This is a genomic window from Mesotoga infera (assembly GCF_900157305.1).
Taxonomy (GTDB): domain Bacteria; phylum Thermotogota; class Thermotogae; order Petrotogales; family Kosmotogaceae; genus Mesotoga; species Mesotoga infera.
On sequence record NZ_LS974202.1, the window covers coordinates 720211 to 745826 of the forward strand.

Genomic DNA, 25616 nt, shown 5'->3' on the forward strand with positions numbered 1-25616 from the left:
AGGAGTTTTGTTGTTCGTTCCGACGCTGCGCGTCCAAGTTCTTGGCAAAAACTCGAGGCCTGAGGTCAGAGGCGAGAGGTATGAAGAGCGCGATCTTGATCTGTTGAGTGGCCCGGGGGGATTACACCCCCAGGCTCTCCCAGAACCGGAAATGAACCTCTCGATTCATCCGGCTCCTATTATCCAGGCGCATAGTGTATCTCCATAGTCCATTGAACAAAGAGCTTGGTAGGCAAAAGCTGCTTTGTAGCGGGGCGAATGCCTTCAAAATTGACACGACTGACTAAGCCGTGTCATGAATTCCTATGGAATTGTTTCGAACCACTTCGTGGTTGTTGATAAGGTAGCTAAGCTGAAAACCGAGTTGCACGCTAACGCATGAGGGAACCTTGAAGAACAGGGATAGTTATCAAAGGTGTTCTTTCCTTTGTTATTTTTGTTGGTTTATAAGGTAGATGCCCAGCGCCATGTGTTGAAATCCCAAATACTTTCTTCTTGATTTTTCATTATGATTGGTCTGGTAAAAGAATCCAGCTTTTTAACCAATTCCTGGTATGAGATATCCGTAAGTTGTCCGTGTCTTGAAATGAAGGCTTTCCACCGTATTTCCATACCAGAATCGTCTTTGATCATTTCGGGAAAGAAAGTTTCTTCTGGAAGAGGAGTTCCTCGATTCATGAAGGTTGACTTTATTGAGTTGGAGAGGACATCGAGAGAAAAATTGGTTGTTTTAGCAAGGTAGTATATGTCATAGAAATCTTTCAACCTGCTATTTGCCGTGCTTCTTTTGACAATTGTCTCAAGCTTTTCAGCTATAACTGTTTCTTTGGAATAAGCCATAACCTTAGGAGCTTCAAAATCAAGAAGTACGGGATATTCCATTTCAATCGGACTTGGAACAATGCTGTCTCCCACGGGAATATCCAAATGAAGTCGGGTCCTTACTTTAGTATCGGCAAGCTGAGCCACAAAAAAGACCCGAATTCCTGTATAATCTTGATCTTCTGTTATTTGCTCAACCCGAATGCTGTTTGCATCAAATAGCACCCCATCATTCGAGTCTGCGGAATTAAGTATCTCCTCAATAATTGGTTTTACCTTGTCCGCTTTTATTGGAAGCCCCTTTGCAAGAAAATCTAGGTCTTTTGTAGGCCTTGATCTATTTAGAGAATCGTAGGATATCAACAGCATTCCGCCTTTGAGTATCAGTCTATTTCTGTATTTTGATTTTCCTAATCTGTAGAGAAAACGCTCATAAAAGTATTGTATGAGCAAGTACTCATTGGATCTTCCTGTCTTTCTTGAAATGTTCAACAGTTTCGTTCTTACCGAAGCCCCAATATTTCGCATACAATCACTCCATAGCGGATTTTATAATGGGTATAAGATAAGGTGTTATCACCGTTTTGATTCTAAGCATTGATGCGTATTCCATTAGCTTTGAGATATTTGAATCCTTGCGTTTTACATAATTTATTAATGATTCAACGGCAATGTCTTCTCCAAGTTCCTTCCTGAATCTGAAAGCATCGCAGATGGTTCTTTCGAGGTCATATATTCTTATAATCCCGGAATCCGTTTTTATTCTTGTAATACCGATTTTGTATGTGCTTTTGTCAAAGTAATAGAGTTTAACGGGGGGATATTCAAACTTGAGATGACTTACGTTATTAGGGACACCAATGGTAATTTTAGGAGAGATGTATGTGGTCAGGTTATAAAACTGGAGTGCTGAAGCTAGACATATAACGGTATACTTACTTGCTTTAGTAATTGCCACAAGATCAGTTTCAAGACCATTGTATGCATCTGCCAGCATATATAGACCATGTTTTATCCTGATAATCCATCCATTTTCCAGAGCCGTCTTTATTTCTCTTGGATGTATTCCCATTTTTAGAAACTGCGATGTTCGCTGGAAATAACTATTATATTTGAAGCAGGACTTTATTTTTTTCTCAATATCGGTTTTTTTGCTCATTAAAAGGGCCTCCAGCGATTACTTGGATAGAACACTATGTAATTATAAATTTTTGCCTAGTGTTCTATCCAAATTATTCTACCATAATGCCTAAGAAACACGACACGAACCGCTTTGCGGTTGCCATGGAAAAACAGGGACTCCACATTTTCTCAAGAGCGGTTTCTCCGGGTTCCTCCGGCGCGTTGCGCCCAGGTTCTTGGTTAAAGACTCGAGATGAGGAGAGAGGACGAGACACGAGCAGCGGGTCTCGGGTTTCGGGTCTAGGGTCTAGAACGCGAAAAACGCGGTTTTTCACGGTCTTTGCTCCTTTTCGTCATGCCGGACCTGATCCGGCATCCCTGTCCTTAGAGAGAGCGAAACCAGAGGTGAGAGGGTAGAGGTATGAGGCGAGAAGAGCGGGATTTTGATCTTCTTACCTCTTACCTCATTCCTCTTACCTCTGTTTAGAGACGAACGAGAAGAGCGAGATCCCGTATAGGAGCACTACGGGATGACAGGATGGGGGCGTTGCCGAATGACAGTCCCTTGCCGTCATGCCGGACTCACTTGACGTCATTCTGAGCTTGACTCAGAATCACGTTCTTCCTCCCCTCACGTCATCCTGACGTGCTCCAAGTCAGGATCCCGGTCTTTGCGAAAAACGGGACAGACGTTAGGAGCCCGTCAGTCCCCATTTTCGCGGTCTTTCCTCCCTTCCCGTCATGCCGGACTCACTTGACGTCATTCTGAGCTTGACTCAGAATCACGGTTTTCTAAGGAGTGGATCCCGGGTCGGAGCCCGGGATGACAGTCCTCTCACGTCATCCTGGCGTGCTCCAAGTCAGGATCCCGGTCTTTGCGAAAAACGGGACAGACGTTAAGAGCCCGTCAGTCCCCATTTTCGCGGTATTTGATCCCTTCCCGTCATGCCGGACCCCGATACGGCATCTCCGCTCCTTCGAAAGAGCAAGAGCGAGATCCCGTATAGGAGCACTACGGGATGACACGGGATGACGGTCCTTCTTCCTTCCCGTCATTCTGAGCTTGACTCAGAATCACGGTTTTCTAAGGAGTGGATCCCGGGTCGGAGCCCGGGATGACAGTCCCTCCCCGTCATGCCGGACCTGATCCGGCATCCCTGTCCTTAGAGAGAGCGAAACCAGAGGTGAGAGGGTAGAGGTATGAGGCGAGAAGAGCGGGATTTTGATCTTCTTACCTCTTACCTCTCCTCCTCTTACCTCTGTTTAGAGACGTACGAGAAGAGCGAGATCCCGTATAAAAGCACTACGGGATGACACGGGATGATGGTCCTTCTTCCTTCCCGTCATTCTGAGCTTGACTCAGAATCCCGCTCTTTCCTCCCTTCGGGTCATCCTGACATGCTCCTAGAACTAGTCCTTCTTGATATGCAGGTCGATCTGACTGAAGGGAATCTCTATACCGTTTTCGTCGAATTTTGTCTTTATTATCTTCGCCAGATCCGTGCTGGAATTGACAAAGTTACTCCTTTCAACCCAGAAACGGACAACGAAATCTATCGAAGAGCTGCCGTATCCTGTGAACTGGATAACCGGTTTGTGACTTTCGTCTTTGTAGAGCTTCTCATACGAGTTGACCGATTCCTCAAGTACCCTCATGACCTTGTTCAAATCGCTGGAGTACGAAACGCCTACGTTCAAATCGTTTCGCCTTATATTCTCCGGCCAGAAGTGGATTATGGTCGCCGTCCAGACCGATCGGCTGGGCATGGTTATCATCTTCCCATCCCACGTTTTCAGAAGCACGTGATTCAACTTGATTTCGACGATCGAACCTGATTGGCCTGAGATTTCCACGGCCTCTCCCTCCAATATGAGTTTGTTGAGCATAATGAGAATACCGCAGATGAAGTTTTCCAGGGGTTCCTTGACCGCCAGGCCTATTATGATGCTTGAAACGCCGAGTCCGGTCAAAACGGGGGTTAGGTTTTTGAAGAGAACCGACACGATTATGAAAATGGCCAGCGCATAGAAAGCGATATTGAACAATGTCTTCAGGGTTCTCTGGTATTGCACGTTCACTATCCCCGTTTTCTTGGACAGTTTCATGAAGCCGTTGTAGAAGATCTTCGACAACCACCGGGCTATTATGAAAATGAGTATGCTTACCCCTATCCTGATGGCCCAATCGATGATTATGGACACTGTATCGCTCAAACGACTCACTCCTTCCTGATTGAGAGACTATACTCTATTCTTACATATTTCGGCCGGGATAAAAAGTCTGGAATCGATGTCGAGAGCACAGCCCGACTCTTGCGGGCAAAAACCTTTCACCTTTATGGCAAAAAAAGAATCACTAAAAAGCGAATCTTCTTCTTATCAGTCTTTAGCTAAGAACGCTATACATTTTGATTATGATTATATTTATTAATTTATAGTGCTTTTTAGATGAGACTTTTGGTGGTATATAATTAATAAAAATTCTTGTTGACAGTGCCCGGACTCTTACCTATAATATAAATGTAGAAGCGTTGAGCTGAGCAAGGAGGGGAACAGGATGGCAAATAAAGAATATACGGTAGGAATCGATCTGGGCACGACCAATTCGGTTATAGCGTGGGTCAAGCAGGATGGCAGCGTTGAGGTGATACCCAACGCCGAAGGAAACAGGACCACACCTTCGATAGTCTCCTTCAGCAAGACCGGGGAGATAGTCGTAGGTGAGCCGGCGAAGAGACAGGCTATATTGAACGCCGATAGAACCGTCAGATCTATCAAAAGGAAAATGGGTTCGGACTACACGATAAAGATAGATGAGAAAGAATACACTCCGCAAGAGATAAGCGCATACATACTCAAAAAGATGAAGGCCGATGCCGAGGCTTATCTAGGCGGAAAAGTTACGAAGGCGGTTATCACCTGCCCCGCGTACTTCAACGATGCGCAGAGACAGGCCACCAAGGAAGCGGGTATCATAGCCGGCATGGAAGTTCTGAGAATAATTAACGAACCGACGGCGGCGGCAGTTGCATACGGTATCGATAAGAAGCAGGGAGACAGGAAGATCATCGTTTACGACCTGGGAGGCGGAACTTTCGATGTGTCGCTGCTGGACATAGGAGACGGAGTGGTTGAAGTTCTTTCGACCTCGGGCAATAACCACCTCGGTGGAGACGATTTCGACCAGTTGCTCATCGACTACATAGCCGAGGACTTCAGGAAGAAGAACAACGTCGATCTCAGAAAGGACAAGCAGGCTTTCCAGAGGCTTAAGGACGCCGCAGAAAGGGCCAAGATTGAACTCTCGGCGAAGTACGAAACGGAGGTCTCTCTCCCCTTCATAACCGCGACGGCCGACGGACCGCTCCATCTGGAGATGAAGATCACCAGATCGACCTTCGAGTCTTTGATCAAAGATCTGGTCGAGGGAACCAGAGAACAGATAGAGAGGGCAATGAGCGACGCCAAGGTCTCTCCAAAAGAAGTGGACGAGATACTTCTGGTCGGTGGTTCCACTAGAATTCCCATGGTCCAGAGTTTCATCAAGTCGATATTCGGCAAGGAACCCAACAAGAACATCAACCCGGACGAGGCCGTTGCGATCGGTGCGGCTCTCCAGAGCGGTATCCTCGCCGGAAGCGTGGAAAGCGATCTCGTTCTGGTGGACGTAACGCCCCTCACTCTAGGAGTTGAAGTAATGGGTGGCCTGCTGGAACCGATAATCGAGAGAAACTCGACGGTGCCTGTCAAGAGGTCCAAGGTCTTCACGACGGCGGCCGACGGTCAGACAGAAGTGGAAGTTGCCGTTTACCAGGGCGAAAGATCGATGGCCAAAGACAACATGGCACTGGGAAGTTTCAAGCTCACCGGTATAGCGCCGGCCCCGAGGGGAATTCCTCAGATAGAGGTAACGTTCGATATAGACAGCGACGGAATAGTTCATGTGTCGGCGAAGGATCTTGGAACCAACAGAGAGCAGTCGATGGTCGTCAGTGGAAGACAGAAGATGTCCGAAGAAGAAATCAAGAGAATCGTCGAAGACGCCAAAAAGTACGAAGAACAGGACAAAAAGAAGAAGCAGGAAGTCGAACTGAAAAACCAGGCCGATCAACTCGCCTACAGCATAGAAAAGCTCCTGAAGGATAGCGGCGACAAGATCTCTTCCGAGGACAGGGGAAAGCTGGAAGGCCTTGTGAAAGATCTGAGAGACGCGATAAACCAGGACAATATGCAGAGAGTGAAGTTGCTCTTCGATCAGCTCCAGAAGGAGAGCATGAGGGTCGGGCAGAGCGTTTACCAGAAGACTCAGGTAAAGACCGACCAGGGTCCCGAAAATGGCGGCGAAGTTAATGACGGCGGCGCCGAGTACATACCGCCGGAAGACAATCAGTGAAAATAATATAAAAACGGAGGTGTTCAAAATGTTGGCTATCAGAAGAAGTGATGTTTTCAGACCGTTCGAAGAGATCCAGAAGGAAATGGACAGACTTTTCAACGAAGCCTTCAGAGGGTTTAACAACCAGCCCAGAGAGACCTCTATGATCAGTCCGGAAGTCGATATCTACGAAAAAGACAACTCGGTTTTCATCGAAATGGATGTACCCGGAATAAAGAAAGACGAACTGGAGATAAAAGTAGAGGAAGACGTACTCTCGATCAAGGGCGAGAAAAAGCTTGAAAGAGATGACAAGGGAAGGGATTACCACCGCTACGAGCGCTTCTGCGGTGCCTTCCAGAGGATCTTCAGACTGCCCGACTATGTTAAGTCCGAAGAGATAAAGGCCAAGTACGAGGACGGTGTTCTGAAGATCGAGCTTCCAAAGAAAGAGGAAGTCAAGAAAGAAGCCATTCAGGTCAAGATCGACTGAAGGTGCTAGAAGATGAAAAGGGGCGCTTGAAGGCGCCCCTTTTTTGGAGGTCAAGATGATAAACTACGATGAATATACGGAAAAGGCCAAAAAGATACTGATGGATGTTCAGGATATACTCACGCGTTACAGACAAAACCAGCTGGCCTCAGAACACATCCTTTTGTCGATGCTCGAGGATGACGACAATATCGCCGTGGATATTCTTAAGGAGAAAAACGGAAAGACAGAGTCTCTGAGGAGGGACGTAGAAGAGGTGATTGGCCGCTACGGCAGTTCTGGCCAATCTACCAACCAGATCTTCATAACTCCCGAGGCCCGGCACATACTGGAAAACGCCAGGAGCGAGTCGAGAAGGATGCAGGATTCCAAGGTCGGAACGGAACACATACTCCTGGCTATGGTAAGGGAGACTTCGGCGGTCGCCAGCAGACTCCTTCAGAAGTACGGCATCAATATAGACAATATCTACTCTCTCATTTTGAAAAGGAGAAACGTGGCCGAATCGGAAGAGAGCGAAAACGTGAACTCCCTGAAGAAATACACGATAGACCTGACGCAACTGGCCAGAGAAGGCAAATTGATGCCCGTGATCGGAAGAGAGGACGAGATTCGCAGGGTTATTCAAATCATAGGAAGAAAAACGAAGAACAACCCTGCGCTGGTCGGCGAGCCGGGCGTGGGGAAGACGGCCATTGTGGAGGGTCTCTCCCAGAGAATAGTCAGCGGGGACGTTCCGCATTATCTGAGGGACAAGAGAGTCCTCGCCCTCGATATGGGCAGACTGGTAGCCGGGACGAAGTTTCGTGGAGAGTTCGAAGAGAGGATGAAGGATATAATCGACTCGGTGAAGAAGCTCTCCGGTGACGTGATTCTTTTCATCGACGAGATCCACAGCGTAGTTGGTGCCGGCTCGGCCGAAGGCTCTATGGACGCGGCGAACCTAATGAAGCCGGCCCTGGCGAGGGGAGAGCTCCAGTGCGTGGGTGCCACAACCCTTGACGAATACAGGAAATACATAGAGAAAGACAGGGCGCTCGAGAGAAGGTTCCAGCCGGTGCTGGTCGATGAGCCGACCACAGAAGAGGCCTATGAAATAATGAGAGGCCTGAAAGAGACCTACGAGAAACACCACGAGATAAAGATAACCGATGAAGCGCTGAAGACGGCCGTGGATCTGAGCGTAAAATACATTCCCGACAGATATCTCCCCGACAAGGCCATCGACCTCATAGACGAGGCGGCGTCCTTCGTCAGGCTAAAGGCCGGTTATATGCCCGACAACCTGAGATCCATGGACAGGGAATTGAAGGAACTGGACGCACAGATAACCGCTCTGGCCGAAAAGGGCGATTACAAAGCCGCCGCCGAATTGAAAACCAGGGCTGAACAGCTCAAGAAAGAGTATCTGGCCGAAAAGGCCAGGTGGGAAGCGAACGAATCGACCAGCAGTGCGGTCACACCGGACATAGTGGCCTCTGTCGTGGAGCAATGGACGGGAATACCGGCCGGCAAGATGCTCCAGTCCGAGCGCGACAGGCTGAAGAACCTGGAATCACTTATACACGAGAGGTTCATGGACCAAAACGAAGCCGTCGATGTGGTGTCCCAGACGATACGCCGCGCCAGGGCGGGCTTGAAAGATCCCGGCAAACCCTGGGGCTCCTTCCTCTTCATGGGACCGACCGGGGTGGGAAAGACCGAGCTGGCCAAAACGCTTGCCTTCCTCCTCTTCGGAAGCGAAGAGGCCATGGTGAGGCTGGATATGTCGGAATACATGGAGAAACACACAGTATCCAGGCTGATCGGTGCGCCCCCGGGCTATGTGGGTTACGACGAGGGCGGGCAGTTGACTGAGGCCGTTAGAAGAAGGCCTTACTCGGTGGTCCTGCTGGACGAAATCGAAAAGGCCCATCCCGACGTTCACAACGTGCTTCTGCAAACCATGGACGACGGGAGGTTAACCGATGGCAAGGGGAAGACCGTCTCCTTCGCAAACACGATCATAATAATGACCAGCAACATCGCCTCGGAAGAGCTGGCAGACATACGGGAGAACCCTGGGGCCAAAGAAATCGCCGGTGAAAAACTGCGCAGAGCGTTCAGGCCGGAGTTCCTTAACAGGCTGGATGCCATAGTTCTCTTCGAACCGCTCGATCCTTCGGCGATGAAGGGCATAGTCAAACTGCAACTCTCGGAGATAGAAGAGCGATTACGCGAGCAGAACATAGGCATAGACGTCACCGACGCGGCCGTCGAATATCTGGCCGAGAACGGATACGATAAACTTTACGGGGCAAGGCCGGTGAGGCGCCTAATAGAAAGAACCATAGAAGGACCCGTGGCCGACATGATAATCGACGGCAAACTCCAGGAAGGAGCCACGGTGTCGGTCGATACGGATGAACTTGGAATAAAGCTGGATATCCGGTAGCCTTTCAAGACCGGAGGGGTGTCTCCCTCCGGTCTTTTTCTTTAAATACAAGATGATATCATTATTAAAGGAGGTGCCTGAATGGACAAAATTTTCTATACTTACAGAATCCCCGATGAAGGTATGCTTCTTCTCAAGAACTACGAAATCTCCGGAAACAACGAGGACCGTTTTCTAAGTAAGGAGGAGATAATCAAAGGGGCCCGCGACGCCTCTGCGCTCATTTCACTGCTCTCGGACAGGATAGATTCCGAAGTTATTTCGTCGCTGCCGAAGCTGAAAGTGATAGCCAACTACGCGGTTGGGTACAACAACATAGACATAGAAGAGGCCAAAAGGAGAAAAATAAGGGTGACCAACACTCCGGGAGCCCTGACCGACGCAACTGCAGATCTCACCATGGCACTGCTTCTGGCAACGAGTAGGAAGATAGTCGAAGGCGACAGGCTCGTGAGAGAGCACAAATTCGAAGGCTGGAAGCCCGGCCTGCTCAAGGGCCCAGCGCTCAAGGGCAAGATCCTGGGAATAATAGGAATGGGCAGGATAGGAAAGGCCGTGGCGAGCAGGGCGAAGGCCTTCGGCATGAACATACTCTATCACAACAGAAAGCCTCTCCTGCAATCGGAGGAAGAAGAGCTCTGTGTAAAACACGTGAGCCTCGAAGAACTACTCAAAAGCTCGGACTTCATTTCTTTGCATGTGCCGCTCATGGGCGAGACCTACCATCTGCTCAACGAAAAGAGACTCTCTCTCCTGAAGCCGGAGGCGATAATCATCAACACCTCTCGCGGAGCCGTCATAGATGAAAAAGCTTTGATCAAAGCCCTGAAAGATGGAAAGATAGCCGGAGCAGGGCTAGACGTCTATGAAGAGGAGCCGTTCGTGCCGCAGGAGCTGATAGATCTTCCAAACGTCGTCCTTTTGCCCCACCTCGGATCGGCAACCAACGAGGCCAGAAGGGAAATGGCCATAATGGTCGGACGAAACGTGGCGGCCGTTCTCGAAGGCAAAGAGCCACCCAATCCCGTTATTTGAGACGTTTTACCCGGTTACCTGGTCACGAAGTACCAGACGGGTCCGGAATAACGTCTGCCGTTTCTGTCCACCGCCACTATCTGCCAGTAATAGGTCATATTTGGAGACAGTCTGTCTATAATGACCCTGTTCGACGCCGTGCTGGTGTAAACTTGAGGGGTGGGGGTGGTTCCAAGATAAACGTTATAGCTCACGATTTCTATATACGGAGCGGATTTTATCCCTATACTGCCGCCGGAGTTTCTGCTCGAGAACCAGATATCTATGTTGTTCAAAACCAACGAGCTGCCGCGGATAGTGACGTCCCAGCCGAGCACCACGCTTCCTCCATAAACATAGGCTCCATCCTGGAGATGGCTGAAAAAAGTGGCTTCAGTATAAGGTGTCAGCGATGCGGCGAGCGCCACCACAAAGATCGTAAGGAGCACTGTGAAAAAAACTCGTTCCATTCTTACACCTCCGTTTATAGTTTGACTGATGGAAACAACGGATGGTTTTACGGCCGAAAGGAGTTGAGAAAGTGAAAGTCAAAAAAGTTGGAGAGGTTTATCGCTGCGAAATCTGCGGAAACGTCGTGGAAGTGAAGGAAGTCGGCGGCGGCGAGCTTGTCTGCTGCGGAGAGCCGATGAAACTGGTCAAGAAATGAAAAAAGCCCCGAAGTCCGGGGCTTTTTCTTAATGGGTAAGGCATATCGATCCAACCGCTTCGAGGTCGATAGTGGCTACAATTTTATCTGCCCGGTCTCACGCGAATCAATGCGACTATAAAGAGTTGCTTTGAGTTATGTACCATTTATTGCCGATCTTTACGACGGTCCAGCTGTAGTTGTTTTCGACGAACGTGCCGTCCATATAACCGATTCTCGCCAAAAAAGTCACGTCGGCCTCATTCAAACCGGTTTTGAAAGATATATTCTTATCGGAGAGGAATTGAAAGTAACTCACATCCTTAATGAGAAATATCAAGCCGTAAAGACTCGCAATCTGGTCCCTCGTGTAACTGGTTCCGCCTACAAAGGCCGGCTCGGTGTAGAGAGCTCCCAGCGCGACATAGCTCTCCTGTTCCCAGTACTTCTCGAAATCGTTGATCAGATTACTGACGCCGACCATCGGCGTGATGATGAAACAACCGCTCAGCAGAAAAACCACCAGCAGACCGGCAATCGAAAGCGCAAATGTTGATCTCTTCACCTAAACCCCTCCCCTTGAAAGTTTTGAAGACGCCTCAATTATACGCCTTGCGCCTTACTTTGGAGCTTTTCAGTTTGTGTTGAACATAAAAAAGCGGCCATCGAAGGCCGCTTTTCACCTTCTAGAACCCCCTATATTCTAAAAAGTGGGAACAATGGAGCCTTCGAACTTGTCCCAGATGAACTGCCTCACCTCATCACGCGTGATAATCTGCTTTAGAGTGGCGAGCCACTGGCTGTTGAGGTTTTCTTCGCGAACGACTATGAAATTGGCGTACGGCGAATTGCTATCCTCAACGAAAGTGGCGTCCTTCTGTGAATTCAATCCGATCGACAGGGCATAATTGGCGTTCAGAACCGCCCCCACGACGGTATCGTCTTCTTTGAACACCCTCGGCACAAAGCCCGCCTCCATCTCCACCAGTACCAGCCCCTTCGGGTTGTCCTGTATATCTCTTACCGTCAAATCGGCCTTAGAAGGATCCTTCAGCGTTATCAGGCCGTTGTTGTGAAGCAGAAGCAGCGCCCTCGTCTCGTTGGTCGGGTCGTTCATCAGGGCTATTTTATCCCCCTTCTTCAGCTCCTCGAGTGGCTTTTTCATATAAAAGCCCATAGGAGCTATGAGAACATTGACGGCGGGCACCAATCCTTTGATCCCTCTTTGTGCGGTGAAGGACTTCAAATACTGCGCGTGCTGAAAAAAGTTGGCGTCCAGTTCCTTCGAAGAAAGCGCAAGATTTGGAAGAACATAGTCGCTGAAAACGACTATCTCCAGCTCAATGCCGGCCTCTTCCAGCTGAGGCCTGATAAACTCGAGAATATCCACGAACGGGATCGGCGTAACTCCGATCTTCACCTTAGTAGCCCCACAAACGATGATCGCCATAACGACTACCAGAACCAGTAAAACCTTTTTCATACAACACCTCCTGAAGAAAATAAAAAAACGGGGTGTCTCGCGACACCCCGCATTTCTAACAGCGACAGAGACCCTGTCAGAGCAACGGGGCTTCCCTGCACATCACCATGCCAATAAATATGAACCCACGCAAAATCGACAAAATAAATCCCTCCGAGTTATTGGAAGGATTATACAAAAAAAGTGATTTCGAACAAATCAAATGATTGTGAATTGTGTGACGCACGATCCCACGCCGGAGGGTTATGGATAAAAAAGAGCGTCGAGAGTTCTCCTCGCTCTTTCGAAAGAGCGGAGATGCCGGATCAAGTCCGGCATGACAGGAAGGAGGGAAGGACGCGAAAATGGGGACTGACGGGCTCCTGACGTCTGTCCCGTTTTTCGCGAAGACGGAGATCCTGACTAGGAGCACGTCAGGATGACCCGAAGGGACTGTCATCCCGTAATGCCCCACTCGTGTCATCCCGTAATGCTCCTATACGGGATCTCGCTCTTTAGTGCCCCCATCCTGCCATCCCGTAATAGCCTGTCCTGAAGAGCCTGCCCTGAAATGCTCCTATTCAGGGTCATCCCGTAATGCTCCTATACGGGATCTCGCTCTTGCTCTTTCGAAGGAGCGGAGATGCCGGATCAAGTCCGGCATGACAGGAAGGAGGGAAGGACGCGAAAATGGGGACTGACGGGCTCCTGACGTCTGTCCCGTTTTTCGCGAAGACGGAGATCCTGACTAGGAGCACGTCAGGATGACCCGAAGGGACTGTCATCCCGGGCTCCGACCCGGGATCCACTCCATAGAAAACCGTGATTCTGAGTCAAGCTCAGAATGACGGGAAGGGAGTAAGACTGTCATCCCGTAGTGCACCAATCCCGTCATCCCGTAATGCTCCTATACGGGATCTCGCTCCTTACGGTTGAAAGAGCAGATTCTGAGTCAAGCTCAGAATGACATCAAGTGAGTCCGGCATGACGGGAAGGAGCAAAGACCGCGAAAAACCGCGTTTTTCGCGTTCTAGACCCTAGACCCGAAACCCGAGACCCGCTGCTCGTGTCTCGTCCTCTCTCCTCCTCTCGAATCTTTTACCAATAACCTGGGCGCAACGCGCCGGAACCGCTCTTCTCGGAGGACGGTTCTTTCTGCACAGCATCGGAACGAGGAACTGCTCTTGATAAAACGGAGTCTGCCCTCCCTATGTCTCCCTTCATATGTTCCCACAGTAAAATATATTAAACTCAAATCGCTAGAATGGTATAATGTAATAAACTAAATGGAGGTGCGATATGGTAGACCTTCAACCCTTTTTTGAGATTCAGGAGAGGCTTCTCAGTTCTGTTCCTACAGAGTTCAAGCGTTATGCGTATGAGCTCATTGATTGGAACGATCCGCTTCTGGGAATCGTTGGAGCCAGAGGCTGCGGAAAGACGACTTTGCTTCTGCAGAAGATCCTTGAGAAAGGACAGAAGGGTTTTCTATACATCTCCGGAGACAATCCCTTAGTTCTCAGAGAGGGAATATACGCCATAGGAGACACATTCTTCAAGCTTGGCGGAAAGACGCTAGTGGTAGATGAAGCTCATAGACAGCCGGGATGGGCAAATGACATCAAAGCCTTGCATGACTCGCATCCGGGAAAGCGGATTCAATTCTCGGGCAGCTCGAGGTACTCCGTAATGAAAGGGACCGCAGACCTCTCAAGGCGAGCGGTATTGAGTGAACTGAGGCATCTCTCATTCAGAGAATTCGTCAATCTGGAGAAAGGCGAGAATTTTCCCGCATTAAGTATCAGTGAGCTTCTCGAGAATCATATAAATATCGGCAGAAAGCTTCAGAAGCTACAGCCGCTGGAGCTGTTCAGGGAGTACTTGAGAACCGGCTCATACCCTTTCCGTCTTTCGTACGGCTCTTACTACGAGAGAATACTAAACACTCTAGACAAAGCGATTTATCAGGATGTTGTCGAACAAGATTCGCTGAGAGGTGAGGCGGCAACAATCATTAAGAAGATCATCGCCTTTGTGGCAACCAGTGTTGTTCCTTCAATCTCTCCCGAGTCGCTATGTAAGGAGTTAGGAATAACCAAAGTTACCTTATACTCCTATCTAGATTCTCTCGAGAGGGCGGGAATTCTGAAAAGACTCCTTCCATGCGGAAGAGGAATAAAAGGAATGCGCAGCGGTTCAAAAGTCTTTCTCGGCGAAACCAATCTCTATTATGCTCTCGGCCTTTCGCAATGGAATCTTGAAGCAAACATGGGAACGATACGCGAAGCCTTCTTCGTTTCGCAAGTCGGTCATCTGGGAATTTGCGTACCGGCCAGCAGCGACTTTACCCTGAGAGAAAAAAACAAGGAGATTACTTTCGAAGTCGGTGGTCCAGACAAAGGAAGACGCCAGCTCAAGGATTTCTCAAATGGATTCGTACTGCGTGACGGCATCGAAATCGGGTTCGAGAACGTTATCCCGCTGTTCCTCTTCGGGTTTCTCTATTAGGAGAGGCATCATTTCGGATTCTGTACCTCCGAACCTGGACGCGTAACGTCGGAACGAATAACTGCTCTTTCGCTCTCTCTCAGGACAATCGAGTAGGAGAGGGGCGGAGCCCCTCGTCCTCTCACAGAACCGTGCGTACGGGCCTCGTACACGGCTCATGGATCGAGTATCGGATACTTCGACAGGGGATGATAGTACGATGTCATATCGAATAAGTTTATCTCTTCAAAGAACCTGTTGGGAATGGCGTAATTGACTGCTTTTGTGTGAGAAGAGCGCCATTTGTTCATTCTCAAATTGACTTTCTCTTCCCATCCAGCCCTTCTAAGGACTCTGTTCAGTTTCTTTGTGCTCTTCCACTGGTGTAGTATGATGGCTCTAAGCCTTCTCCTTATCCAGCTCAAAAGCCCTCTCAAGGTAGATTGTAAGTCTACTATCCTGAAATAGCTGGCAAATCCTCTCAACAGTGGATTTAGCTCTTTCACTATTTCCTTTACCGGTGTGCTCTGGTTCCTTCTTGTAAGTCCCTTGACCTTTCCCTTGAACCTTTTCAATCTGGATTTCTCTATCCCAACTCTCTCGCCTTTTATTTCGAAGCCAAGAAAGTGAAAGCCCTCCTCCAGTGTTGTGATTCTCGTCTTGTTTCTGTTGACCTTGAGCTTCATGTCAATCTCCAGTATGTTGATCGCGATTGCCAGAAACTCTCGGGCTTCTTCCTGGGTTTTCGAGAAGATTAATATGTCGTCTGCATATCTGACTATCCTTATTCCTCTGGCTTTCATCTTCTGGTCGAACTCGTCCAGGTAGATGTTCGCCAGCAGGGGACTTATTACACTACCCTGTGGACTGCCAGTTTCTGTTGCCTTCCAGACTCCATCTTCCATTACTCCGCTCTTCAGCATTGCGCGTATGAGTTTGAGTATCTTTCCATCACTCACTCTCTCTGTGTCGACATCAACAGTAAAATAAGAAAAACGCCGGTAGAAAATGTGAAAAAGCATCGGGAGAAATTGTGGACTAACATTTGAATATTCTCAGGCAAAAAGGGGGTATTCAGATGTTGGGAGAGAAGCAGGTCATTGAAATAAGAATACTTAGCAAGAGGGGAATTACAAACAGAGAGATAGCCAGAGAAATGGGCTGCCATGAAAACACAGTCAGCAAGTATTTGAAGGAGGATTGGAAGAAGATGAAGGGTATTTCAAAACTGGATCCTTACAAAGAGCACATAATCAAAAGGCTAGAAGAGTATCCGTCAATAAAAGCCACAGTGTTGTTCAAAGAGATAAAGGCTCAAGGTTACACCGGAGGAATGACGATAGTTCGGATGTATGTGCACTCCATACGTCCGGAGGATGAAATTGAGAGCACAAGATTTGAGACAGCTCCGGGCAGGCAATTCCAGGCCGATTGGGGAGAGGGTGAGACCAGGATAGGTGGAAAGTCGGTGGTGATAAAGTTCTTCACCATGGTCCTAGGATACTCGCGAATGTTGTATGTCCAGATAGTCAATGACGAGAAGCTTGAGACACTTCTTCAAGCTCATAACAAGGCATTCGAATACTTCGGAGGTTATCCACATGAAGGGCTGTACGACAACATGAAAGCCGTGGTCAAGTCTCTTGAGAGGAAGAAAGAATACAATGCCAAGTTCACAGATTTCGCAGACTTCTATGGCTTCAGGATAATAACTCATCGTCCATACAACCCGAAGGCCAAAGGGAAGGTTGAGAGGATGGTTCCGTATGTGAGAAACAACATACTGTATGCTCAAAGCTACTCAAGCCTCTCTGAATTAGAGAACACTCTTCTCGATTGGTTGGTCATTGCCAACCAGAGATTACATTCTTATCTAAAAGAAACCCCTCTCGAGAGGTTCGAGAGGGAAAAGGAACATCTGAATAAACTAACTAGATTCTATCCCTTGAGGAGATTAAACACAAGGCTGGTAAGAGAGTCCGGACAGGTCATTTACAAAGAAAGAGCTTACAGGGTACCTGAGAAATACACCGGCAAGAAAGTCAACCTGCAAACGGAAGGTCAGATGCTGAAGATTTATTGTGAAGATGATCTGATCAACAGCCAGCCACTCAAAGACCAGGTTGAAGTAAGGTCCTTGAAGGAATACCAGAAACTGGTGGGGGCATGAAATGGCATACGAAAAAGTGAGAGAGTTAATGGAATCGCTCAAGCTTACCGGAATGATGAACTCGCTGGATTTCTCTCTACACAATTGGGGCAAAGGAGAGAAAGATGTAACCGAGCTCTTGGAAGAATTACTGCTGGCTGAAGTAAAGGAGAAGAGTGAAAGAAGATATCTCACAGCTCTCAAATACAGTGGACTTCCATTTCACAAAACACTCGAAGAATTCGACTTCTCCTTTCAGCCTTCAATAGACAGGAAACAGATAATGGAACTGAAGAGCTTGAGATTCCTGTACGAAAAAGAGAATGTCGTTCTGCTTGGACCTCCCGGGGTTGGAAAAACACATCTGGCAGTAGCCCTGGGAATGGAAGCGCTCAGAGAAGGGAAGAAAGTTTACTTTGTGAATGCAATATCGCTTGTGGACAAACTGAAGAAGGCCTTTTCTGAAAGACGGTTTGAAAAGACGATAGGTTACTTCAAATCGATTGAGCTACTCATTGTAGACGAGTTGGGGTATCTCCCACTTGAAAATGAAGGTGCAAAGCTCTTCTTTGAACTGGTGAGTGAGAAATACGAAAAGGGAAGCATAATTCTTACTTCAAACAGAGGCTTTGCAGAATGGAACAGAATCTTTGAAGACGAGATACTCGCAACAGCCGTTCTTGACAGACTATTGCATCACTGTACCATTGTCAACATACGAGGAAAGAGTTACAGGCTTAGAGAGAAACAGAAAACCGGTCTTATTGGTACACAATTGATTAGTTCGCCTGGTCATTGATTTCACAAAAATCGTTGATGTTTTTCCACATTTCCGATCGATGTTTTTTCACATTTCCGATTGATGTTGACAACACCACTTTCATCCGAATCCTGCCATCCGAACCTTTACAGCTGGAGTCAGGGCTTTCCCTTATCTCGCAGGGTTACCCTCTGTAACGGCCATCTCTGGTTCACTTTCGTTCAGTTCCGGACTTTGCCTCGGGCTTCCTTCAGATTCACCGTTACCAGTGACACCCTTGCCTCTGGCTAATGCTTCTTTGACTCCCCACATTCGGGTCTTTCACCCTATAGTTGTGTACCATGCCGGGCGCACGAGATTCTGAGTCAAGCTTAGAATGATGGGAAGGAAGAAGGACCGTCATCCCGTAATGATCCTATACGGGATCTCGCTCAGAAGAGCCGTCCTTCGTTGTTCGTCCCAGATCATGGACCCGTCCTTCGTGCAGTTCCTCGTTCCGACGCTGCGAGTCCAGGCTCCTCGTTCCTGGTTCAAGACAGAGGAAAGAGCGATCGAGTAGGAGAGGGGCGGAGCCCCTCGTCCTCTCACAGAACCGTGCGTACGGGCCTCGTACACGGCTCATGGATCGAGTATCGGATACTTCGACAGGGGATGATAGTACGATGTCATATCGAATAAGTTCATCTCTTCAAAGAACCTGTTGGGAATGGCGTAATTGACTGCTTTTGTGTGAGAAGAGCGCCATTTGTTCATTCTCAAATTGACTTTCTCTTCCCATCCAGCCCTTCTAAGGACTCTGTTCAGTTTCTTTGTGCTCTTCCACTGGTGTAGTATGATGGCTCTAAGCCTTCTCCTTATCCAGCTCAAAAGCCCTCTCAAGGTAGATTGTAAGTCTACTATCCTGAAATAGCTGGCAAATCCTCTCAACAGTGGATTTAGCTCTTTCACTATTTCCTTTACCGGTGTGCTCTGGTTCCTTCTTGTAAGTCCCTTGACCTTTCCCTTGAACCTTTTCAATCTGGATTTCTCTATCCCAACTCTCTCGCCTTTTATTTCGAAGCCAAGAAAGTGAAAGCCCTCCTCCAGTGTTGTGATTCTCGTCTTGTTTCTGTTGACCTTGAGCTTCATGTCAATCTCCAGTATGTTGATCGCGATTGCCAGAAACTCTCGGGCTTCTTCCTGGGTTTTCGAGAAGATTAATATGTCGTCTGCATATCTGACTATCCTTATTCCTCTGGCTTTCATCTTCTGGTCGAACTCGTCCAGGTAGATGTTCGCCAGCAGGGGACTTATTACACTACCCTGTGGACTGCCAGTTTCTGTTGCCTTCCAGACTCCATCTTCCATTACTCCGCTCTTCAGCATTGCGCGTATGAGTTTGAGTATCTTTCCATCACTCACTCTCTCTGTGTCGACATCAACAGTAAAATAAGAAAAACGCCGGTAGAAAATGTGAAAAAGCATCGGGAGAAATTGTGGACTAACATTTGAATATTCTCAGGCAAAAAGGGGGTATTCAGATGTTGGGAGAGAAGCAGGTCATTGAAATAAGAATACTTAGCAAGAGGGGAATTACAAACAGAGAGATAGCCAGAGAAATGGGCTGCCATGAAAACACAGTCAGCAAGTATTTGAAGGAGGATTGGAAGAAGATGAAGGGTATTTCAAAACTGGATCCTTACAAAGAGCACATAATCAAAAGGCTAGAAGAGTATCCGTCAATAAAAGCCACAGTGTTGTTCAAAGAGATAAAGGCTCAAGGTTACACCGGAGGAATGACGATAGTTCGGATGTATGTGCACTCCATACGTCCGGAGGATGAAATTGAGAGCACAAGATTTGAGACAGCTCCGGGCAGGCAATTCCAGGCCGATTGGGGAGAGGGTGAGACCAGGATAGGTGGAAAGTCGGTGGTGATAAAGTTCTTCACCATGGTCCTAGGATACTCGCGAATGTTGTATGTCCAGATAGTCAATGACGAGAAGCTTGAGACACTTCTTCAAGCTCACAACAAGGCATTCGAATACTTCGGAGGTTATCCACATGAAGGGCTGTACGACAACATGAAAGCCGTGGTCAAGTCTCTTGAGAGGAAGAAAGAATACAATGCCAAGTTCACAGATTTCGCAGACTTCTATGGCTTCAGGATAATAACTCATCGTCCATACAACCCGAAGGCCAAAGGGAAGGTTGAGAGGATGGTTCCGTATGTGAGAAACAACATACTGTATGCTCAAAGCTACTCAAGCCTCTCTGAATTAGAGAACACTCTTCTCGATTGGTTGGTCATTGCCAACCAGAGATTACATTCTTATCTAAAAGAAACCCCTCTCGAGAGGTTCGAGAGGGAAAAGGAACATCTGAATAAACTAACTAGATTCTATCCCTTGAGGAGATTAAACACAAGGCTGGTAAGAGAGTCCGGACAGGTCATTTACAAAGAAAGAGCTTACAGGGTACCTGAGAAATACACCGGCAAGAAAGTCAACCTGCAAACGGAAGGTCAGATGCTGAAGATTTATTGTGAAGATGATCTGATCAACAGCCAGCCACTCAAAGACCAGGTTGAAGTAAGGTCCTTGAAGGAATACCAGAAACTGGTGGGGGCATGAAATGGCATACGAAAAAGTGAGAGAGTTAATGGAATCGCTCAAGCTTACCGGAATGATGAACTCGCTGGATTTCTCTCTACACAATTGGGGCAAAGGAGAGAAAGATGTAACCGAGCTCTTGGAAGAATTACTGCTGGCTGAAGTAAAGGAGAAGAGTGAAAGAAGATATCTCACAGCTCTCAAATACAGTGGACTTCCATTTCACAAAACACTCGAAGAATTCGACTTCTCCTTTCAGCCTTCAATAGACAGGAAACAGATAATGGAACTGAAGAGCTTGAGATTCCTGTACGAAAAAGAGAATGTCGTTCTGCTTGGACCTCCCGGGGTTGGAAAAACACATCTGGCAGTAGCCCTGGGAATGGAAGCGCTCAGAGAAGGGAAGAAAGTTTACTTTGTGAATGCAATATCGCTTGTGGACAAACTGAAGAAGGCCTTTTCTGAAAGACGGTTTGAAAAGACGATAGGTTACTTCAAATCGATTGAGCTACTCATTGTAGACGAGTTGGGGTATCTCCCACTTGAAAATGAAGGTGCAAAGCTCTTCTTTGAACTGGTGAGTGAGAAATACGAAAAGGGAAGCATAATTCTTACTTCAAACAGAGGCTTTGCAGAATGGAACAGAATCTTTGAAGACGAGATACTCGCAACAGCCGTTCTTGACAGACTATTGCATCACTGTACCATTGTCAACATACGAGGAAAGAGTTACAGGCTTAGAGAGAAACAGAAAACCGGTCTTATTGGTACACAATTGATTAGTTCGCCTGGTCATTGATTTCACAAAAATCGTTGATGTTTTTCCACATTTCCGATCGATGTTTTTTCACATTTCCGATTGATGTTGACACTCTGCTACGGAGTCTATTATCTTCTCATGATCCAGAGTGTCGAAACATTTGCTCAGGTCAAGTTCCACTACATTGCACAGACCGTATTTGGATGCAAAAGCTTTCGCCTTCTCCACCGCCTGCCAGGCATTTCTTCCCTTTCTGTAACCGTAACTGGAGGGGTGGAATCTTTCCTCGAGTATAGGTTCCAGTATCTCCTTGAGAGATTGTTGTACCACCCTGTCTCTCACAGCAGGTATTCCCAATTGCCTTGTTTTACCATCTGCTTTTGGGATTTCTACTCTCCTGAGTGGCATGGGCATGTACTCACCGCTCTTGATTTCTTCGGATAATCTCTCGATTTCTTCGAGGAGTTTCTCCCCGAATGATTTTACGGTTACTCCGTCTATCCCAGGAGCTCCTCTGTTGGAGTTTACCCTGTGATAGGCTTTCAATAGGTTCTTCTTCGAATAGACTTTGTCGATTAGACTGTAATACTTCATCTCTTTCTCCTGCATGCTCCCTTCCAACAGCTCCAGCCTCAGATATTGTTGCGACAATTAATGACTGGCTTCTCTACCCTCCCGGGAATATGTACCTTGTCTTTAACTGTCTGACCTAAGTCTCTTCACTGTCTTCCGATCACATTTCTTCGATCCTTCTCCCCTTCGCAAGTGATGGAGCCTTTCGACCTCCTCATCACCCCCTTGGCTTATAGCCAAGGTCCCTTCTCCTTTCGGAGAGGTTCTTCACTACTACGGGTTCATCTGCCATCCTCCTGAGCTTTCCCTTAACTTGGATCTCCTCCTTGCTAACGGTTACCCCTTTCGGACTCATGAGGACTTCCCCGGGTAAGATACACCACTTTCATCCGAATCCTGCCATCCGAACCTTTACAGCTGGAGTCAGGGCTTTCCCTTATCTCGCAGGGTTACCCTCTGTAACGGCCATCTCTGGTTCACTTTCGTTCAGTTCCGGACTTTGCCTCGGGCTTCCTTCAGATTCACCGTTACCAGTGACACCCTTGCCTCTGGCTAATGCTTCTTTGACTCCCCACATTCGGGTCTTTCACCCTATAGTTGTGTACCATGCCGGGCGCACGAGATGCCGGATCAGGTCCGGCATGACGAAAAGGAGCAAAGACCGCGAAAAACCGCGTTTTTCGCGTTCTAGACCCTAGACCCGAAACCCGAGACCCGCTGCTCGTGTCTCGCCCTCTCTCCTCTTCTCGTTCCGGCTCTTCCCGCTCTTCCGCTCTTTCGAAGGAGCGGAGATGCCGGATCAGGTCCGGCATGACGGGAAGGAGGAAAAGGCGGGATTCTGGCTAGGAACATGCCAGAATGACGTGAGGGGGCTATCATCCCGTAATGCCCCACTCGTGTCATCCCGTAGTGCTCTTATACGGGATCTCGCTCTTGCTCTTTCGAAGGAGCAAAGATGCCGGATCAGGTCCGGCATGACGAAAAGGAGCAAAGACCGCGAAAAACCGCGTTTTTCGCGTTCTAGACCCTAGACCCGAAACCCGAGACCCGCTGCTCGTGTCTCGCCCTCTCTCCTCTTCTCGTTCCGGCTCTTCCCGCTCTTTCGCTCTTTCGAAGGACGGGTCCACGCTCTGGGACGAAGGACGCTGGACGGCTCTTCCCGCTCTTCCAAGGACGGTTCTTCTCGTTACACGACTAACATCAGGAACGCCTTCTAGCAGAGAGGGCCTTCTTTATTTCGTATAACCAGAGTATGGCGCTTCCCAGCGCGATCGAGATGATAAGATCGACCAATCCCAGATGCTGTGTAGAGAAGAGTCTCTTCATGAACGGGATATAGATGACGCTCAGTTGGAGCAGGAAACTTCCGGCCACGGCAAGCACGAGGAATTTGTTGGTGCGCAGGCTAGTCCTGAAGACGGATTTCTTTCTCGATCTGATCGCCATCACCAGGAAGAGCTGCGAAAAGACCAGCGTCGAGAAGATCATCGTTCTCCACGGGCCGTTGCTATCGCCGAGCCAGTATATGTAGCCAGTACCCAGCGAGAAGGCAGCCATAATGAGACCTATCAGCGTCACCGTCCAGCCGCCGTTTGCGAAGACGTGCTGTTGCGAGGGGTTGGGAGGTCGCTTCATTATGTCGTCTTCGGGAGGTTCCACCGCCAGCGCCAGCGCAGGAAGCCCGTCGGTTATAAGGTTTATCCACAGTATCTGGAGTGGCGCAAGCGGCAGAGATATGCCCATGAATGGACCGAGGAGCATTACCCAGATCTCGCCGAAGTTCGAAGCCAGTATGTATCTTATGAACTTCTGTATGTTGTCGTAGATAGTCCTTCCTTCGCGCACGGCCGAGACGATAGTGGTGAAGTTGTCGTCTGTCAGCACCATGTCGGCTACTTCTTTGGTCACATCCGTTCCGGTTATACCCATCGCCACGCCTATATCGGCCTGCTTCAGGGCCGGCGCGTCGTTCACGCCGTCGCCGGTCATGGCCACTATGTTGCCCTGTCTCTGGAGCGAACCGACTATCTTCAATTTGTGTTCCGGGGCGACCCTCGCGTACACTGAAGTTGAGGCCGTGACCCTGTCGAGTTCGTCGTTGGAGAGGAGCTCTATATCACGGCCGGTCTTGACCTGGGATCTGTCGTCTATCATCGTAAGACTGGCGGCGATGTATCCGGCCGTCAGGGGATGGTCGCCGGTGATCATTATAGTTCGTATCCCTGCCTCTTTGGCGGTTACGATCGATTCTTTGACACCCTCTCTCGCCGGGTCCATCATACCGAACATCCCTATGAAGATCAGATCTCTCTCCTCCACGGTTTCACTCTCGACTTCGCTCTCTTCGACCGGTCTGAAGGCTATGCCGAGCACACGCATGCCATTGGAGGCCATCGAGTTGTTGCTCTCCACGATTCTGCTCTTCCACCCTTCGTCGAGGGGGTGTACTTCGTCTCCTTCCAGTACTCTATCGCACACCTCCATGAGCGAATCTACGGCTCCCTTGGTGAAGGCGACGTATTTCTCTATTCCATGCTCTCGTAAGTGTTCGGGAACATCGGCGGCGACTGCGCCTTTCGGGTCGGATTCGATCGCGTGTACGGTTGTCATTCTCTTTCTCTCCGAGTCGAAAGGCTTTTCGAGAACTCTGGGCATCGCCTGTTCGAGATCGCCCTTTTCAATTCCGACCCTGTAGGCGGCATATACAAGCGCGCCTTCGGTAGGGTCTCCGATCATATCGACCTGTTGCTTTTTTTGTACCGGTGGCTTGATAGTGGCGTCGTTGCAGAGAGCCCCTCCTGTGAGCATTATCTCCAGCGCCCTGTTATCGTCCTCGGGAAGCGACTCGGGATCGGGTTCGTCTTCCTTTCCAAAATCCAGCCTTCGCCCGGCCATCTCGAGGAGAGTTACGCGCATTCTGTTCTCGGTTATCGTTCCCGTCTTGTCCGAACATATCACCGTTACTGAGCCGAGAGTTTCGACGGCCGTGAGTTTGCGTATGAGCGCATTTTTCTTGAGCATCCGCTGGGCGCCAAGGGCAAGTGCTATCGTCACCACTGTCGGAAGGCCTTCCGGAACGGCGGCTACGGCGAACGAGACGGCGGTCAGGAACATAAGCTCGAGATCTTCTCCCCTTAGAAGCCCCATCACGAAGATAACGGCGACTATGCCCATCGCCAGAAGCGCCAGAACCTTGCCGAGCTGGTCGAGGTTCTTCTGGAGCGGCGTCTGGCCTTCGCGTGTGTCCTGTATCATCGTGGCGATTCGACCGATCTCCGTGCTCATACCGGTCGCCGTCACGATTCCCGTTCCCCTTCCGTAAGTGACAACGGTACTCGAGTAGGCCATGTTTTTCCTGTCGCCGAGCGCAGGGTTTTTATCCTCTATTATCCCGCTATGTTTGTCTACCGCTTCCGATTCACCCGTCAGGGCCGATTCCTGTATCTTGAGGTTACTTGTTTCGATGAGACGCATATCGGCGGGGACTATGTTGCCAGCCTCCAGGATCACTATATCGCCGGGGACGACTTCGACCGCGCTTATCTCGACCGTTTTGCCCTCGCGTCTTACCTTCACCTTCGGGACGGACAGCCTTTTCAGGGCGGACATGGCCTTTTCGGCCTTGTACTCCTGGGAGAAGCCGAGAATAGTGTTGAGCGTGACTACCGCCAGTACAACTATCGTATCCCTGATCTCTCCTATGAAGGCCGTTATAATTGCCGCGGCGATCAGTATTATGATCATAACCGAGGACAGCTGGGCGAGAAGTATCTTCCACGGGCTTCTCTTGTTTTTCTCGCTCAGTTCGTTCCTGCCGAATTTTTCGAGCCTCTCCCTTACCTCTACCGGAGAGAGCCCCTCTTCTCTAGAGTTCAGCCTCCGTATCGCTTCTTTTTTCTCGAGCCGGTACATGCTTTCCATTATACGA

21 protein-coding genes are annotated in these 25616 nt (G+C 48.8%); 10 read left to right on the forward strand and 11 right to left on the reverse strand.

All coding sequences use genetic code 11. The features are described 5' to 3' along the window. Window positions 1-444: 444 nt before the first annotated feature. The 3 genes from MESINF_RS03395 to MESINF_RS03405 all read right to left on the reverse strand — a co-directional run bounded on the left by MESINF_RS03395 (window position 445) and on the right by MESINF_RS03405 (window position 4158). A complete protein-coding gene (locus MESINF_RS03395; RefSeq protein WP_169698543.1) occupies window positions 445-1350 on the reverse strand; it encodes a nucleotidyl transferase AbiEii/AbiGii toxin family protein in 906 nt (301 codons plus the stop codon). A gap of 4 nt (window positions 1351-1354) precedes the next feature. Beyond that, window positions 1355-1981, reverse strand: a complete 627-nt coding sequence (locus tag MESINF_RS03400; RefSeq protein ID WP_169698544.1) for a type IV toxin-antitoxin system AbiEi family antitoxin domain-containing protein — start codon at window positions 1979-1981, stop codon at window positions 1355-1357. A 1373-nt stretch (window positions 1982-3354) separates the two neighbouring features. Next, the gene (locus MESINF_RS03405) at window positions 3355-4158 is read right to left on the reverse strand and encodes a mechanosensitive ion channel family protein (protein ID WP_169698545.1); all 804 of its coding nucleotides are present in this window, start codon (window positions 4156-4158) and stop codon (window positions 3355-3357) included. A 343-nt stretch (window positions 4159-4501) separates the two neighbouring features. Between MESINF_RS03405 and dnaK the strand changes: the two genes are divergently transcribed. The 4 genes from dnaK to MESINF_RS03425 all read left to right on the forward strand — a co-directional run bounded on the left by dnaK (window position 4502) and on the right by MESINF_RS03425 (window position 10281). Beyond that, window positions 4502-6337 carry a molecular chaperone DnaK gene (dnaK, locus tag MESINF_RS03410; protein WP_169698546.1) on the forward strand — a complete coding sequence of 612 codons (1836 nt, stop codon included), beginning with the start codon at window positions 4502-4504 and terminating at the stop codon, window positions 6335-6337. A 28-nt stretch (window positions 6338-6365) separates the two neighbouring features. Beyond that, the gene (locus MESINF_RS03415) at window positions 6366-6812 is read left to right on the forward strand and encodes an Hsp20/alpha crystallin family protein (protein WP_169698547.1); all 447 of its coding nucleotides are present in this window, start codon (window positions 6366-6368) and stop codon (window positions 6810-6812) included. 55 nt (window positions 6813-6867) lie between these two features. After that, on the forward strand, window positions 6868-9246 hold the full coding sequence (locus MESINF_RS03420; protein WP_169698548.1) for an ATP-dependent Clp protease ATP-binding subunit: 2379 nt from the start codon (window positions 6868-6870) through the stop codon (window positions 9244-9246). Between the two features lie 81 nt (window positions 9247-9327). Continuing rightward, the gene (locus MESINF_RS03425) at window positions 9328-10281 is read left to right on the forward strand and encodes a 2-hydroxyacid dehydrogenase (RefSeq protein ID WP_169698549.1); all 954 of its coding nucleotides are present in this window, start codon (window positions 9328-9330) and stop codon (window positions 10279-10281) included. A gap of 14 nt (window positions 10282-10295) precedes the next feature. On the opposite strand, the gene MESINF_RS03430 is transcribed toward MESINF_RS03425, so the two are convergent. Then, entirely contained in the window at window positions 10296-10730 is a 435-nt protein-coding gene (locus MESINF_RS03430) for a hypothetical protein (protein ID WP_169698550.1), read from the reverse strand. A 71-nt stretch (window positions 10731-10801) separates the two neighbouring features. Between MESINF_RS03430 and MESINF_RS03435 the strand changes: the two genes are divergently transcribed. Then, a complete protein-coding gene (locus MESINF_RS03435) occupies window positions 10802-10927 on the forward strand; it encodes a desulfoferrodoxin FeS4 iron-binding domain-containing protein (RefSeq protein WP_197712706.1) in 126 nt (41 codons plus the stop codon). Between the two features lie 115 nt (window positions 10928-11042). Here MESINF_RS03435 and MESINF_RS03440 read toward each other — a convergent pair whose 3' ends face one another. Both MESINF_RS03440 and MESINF_RS03445 read right to left on the reverse strand, forming a co-directional pair. Beyond that, complete coding sequence (locus tag MESINF_RS03440; protein ID WP_169698552.1) at window positions 11043-11471, reverse strand: hypothetical protein; 429 nt, start codon at window positions 11469-11471, stop codon at window positions 11043-11045. A gap of 138 nt (window positions 11472-11609) precedes the next feature. Continuing rightward, window positions 11610-12389: a MetQ/NlpA family ABC transporter substrate-binding protein gene (locus tag MESINF_RS03445; protein WP_169698553.1), complete on the reverse strand. Its 780-nt coding sequence runs from the start codon at window positions 12387-12389 to the stop codon at window positions 11610-11612. 1278 nt (window positions 12390-13667) lie between these two features. Here MESINF_RS03445 and MESINF_RS03450 point away from each other — a divergent pair. Next, the gene (locus tag MESINF_RS03450) at window positions 13668-14876 is read left to right on the forward strand and encodes an ATP-binding protein (RefSeq protein WP_169698554.1); all 1209 of its coding nucleotides are present in this window, start codon (window positions 13668-13670) and stop codon (window positions 14874-14876) included. A gap of 155 nt (window positions 14877-15031) precedes the next feature. Here MESINF_RS03450 and MESINF_RS03455 read toward each other — a convergent pair whose 3' ends face one another. Then, window positions 15032-15814: a reverse transcriptase domain-containing protein gene (locus MESINF_RS03455; protein WP_231936837.1), complete on the reverse strand. Its 783-nt coding sequence runs from the start codon at window positions 15812-15814 to the stop codon at window positions 15032-15034. 119 nt (window positions 15815-15933) lie between these two features. Between MESINF_RS03455 and istA (MESINF_RS03460) the strand changes: the two genes are divergently transcribed. Further along, window positions 15934-17025, forward strand: coding sequence for an IS21 family transposase (istA, locus tag MESINF_RS03460; RefSeq protein WP_169698555.1), 1092 nt, complete (start codon window positions 15934-15936; stop codon window positions 17023-17025). A gap of 1 nt (window position 17026) precedes the next feature. Then, a complete protein-coding gene (istB, locus tag MESINF_RS03465) occupies window positions 17027-17803 on the forward strand; it encodes an IS21-like element helper ATPase IstB (protein ID WP_169698556.1) in 777 nt (258 codons plus the stop codon). Between the two features lie 579 nt (window positions 17804-18382). Here the strand turns inward: istB (MESINF_RS03465) and MESINF_RS03470 are convergent. Then, window positions 18383-19165, reverse strand: coding sequence for a reverse transcriptase domain-containing protein (locus MESINF_RS03470; protein ID WP_231936838.1), 783 nt, complete (start codon window positions 19163-19165; stop codon window positions 18383-18385). Between the two features lie 119 nt (window positions 19166-19284). Here MESINF_RS03470 and istA (MESINF_RS03475) point away from each other — a divergent pair, with 119 nt between their 5' ends. Then, entirely contained in the window at window positions 19285-20376 is a 1092-nt protein-coding gene (gene istA / locus MESINF_RS03475; RefSeq protein ID WP_169698555.1) for an IS21 family transposase, read from the forward strand. Window position 20377: 1 nt separating this feature from the next. Beyond that, window positions 20378-21154, forward strand: a complete 777-nt coding sequence (gene istB / locus MESINF_RS03480) for an IS21-like element helper ATPase IstB (protein ID WP_169698556.1) — start codon at window positions 20378-20380, stop codon at window positions 21152-21154. 48 nt (window positions 21155-21202) lie between these two features. Here the strand turns inward: istB (MESINF_RS03480) and MESINF_RS03485 are convergent, their stop codons facing one another. The 3 genes from MESINF_RS03485 to MESINF_RS03495 form a co-directional block, all read right to left on the reverse strand. Next, window positions 21203-21724 carry a reverse transcriptase domain-containing protein gene (locus MESINF_RS03485; RefSeq protein ID WP_231936839.1) on the reverse strand — a complete coding sequence of 174 codons (522 nt, stop codon included), beginning with the start codon at window positions 21722-21724 and terminating at the stop codon, window positions 21203-21205. 181 nt (window positions 21725-21905) lie between these two features. After that, window positions 21906-22043 carry a hypothetical protein gene (locus tag MESINF_RS03490; protein ID WP_169698557.1) on the reverse strand — a complete coding sequence of 46 codons (138 nt, stop codon included), beginning with the start codon at window positions 22041-22043 and terminating at the stop codon, window positions 21906-21908. Window positions 22044-22888: 845 nt separating this feature from the next. Further along, the gene (locus MESINF_RS03495) at window positions 22889-25609 is read right to left on the reverse strand and encodes a cation-translocating P-type ATPase (protein ID WP_169698558.1); all 2721 of its coding nucleotides are present in this window, start codon (window positions 25607-25609) and stop codon (window positions 22889-22891) included. Window positions 25610-25616: the final 7 nt, after the last annotated feature.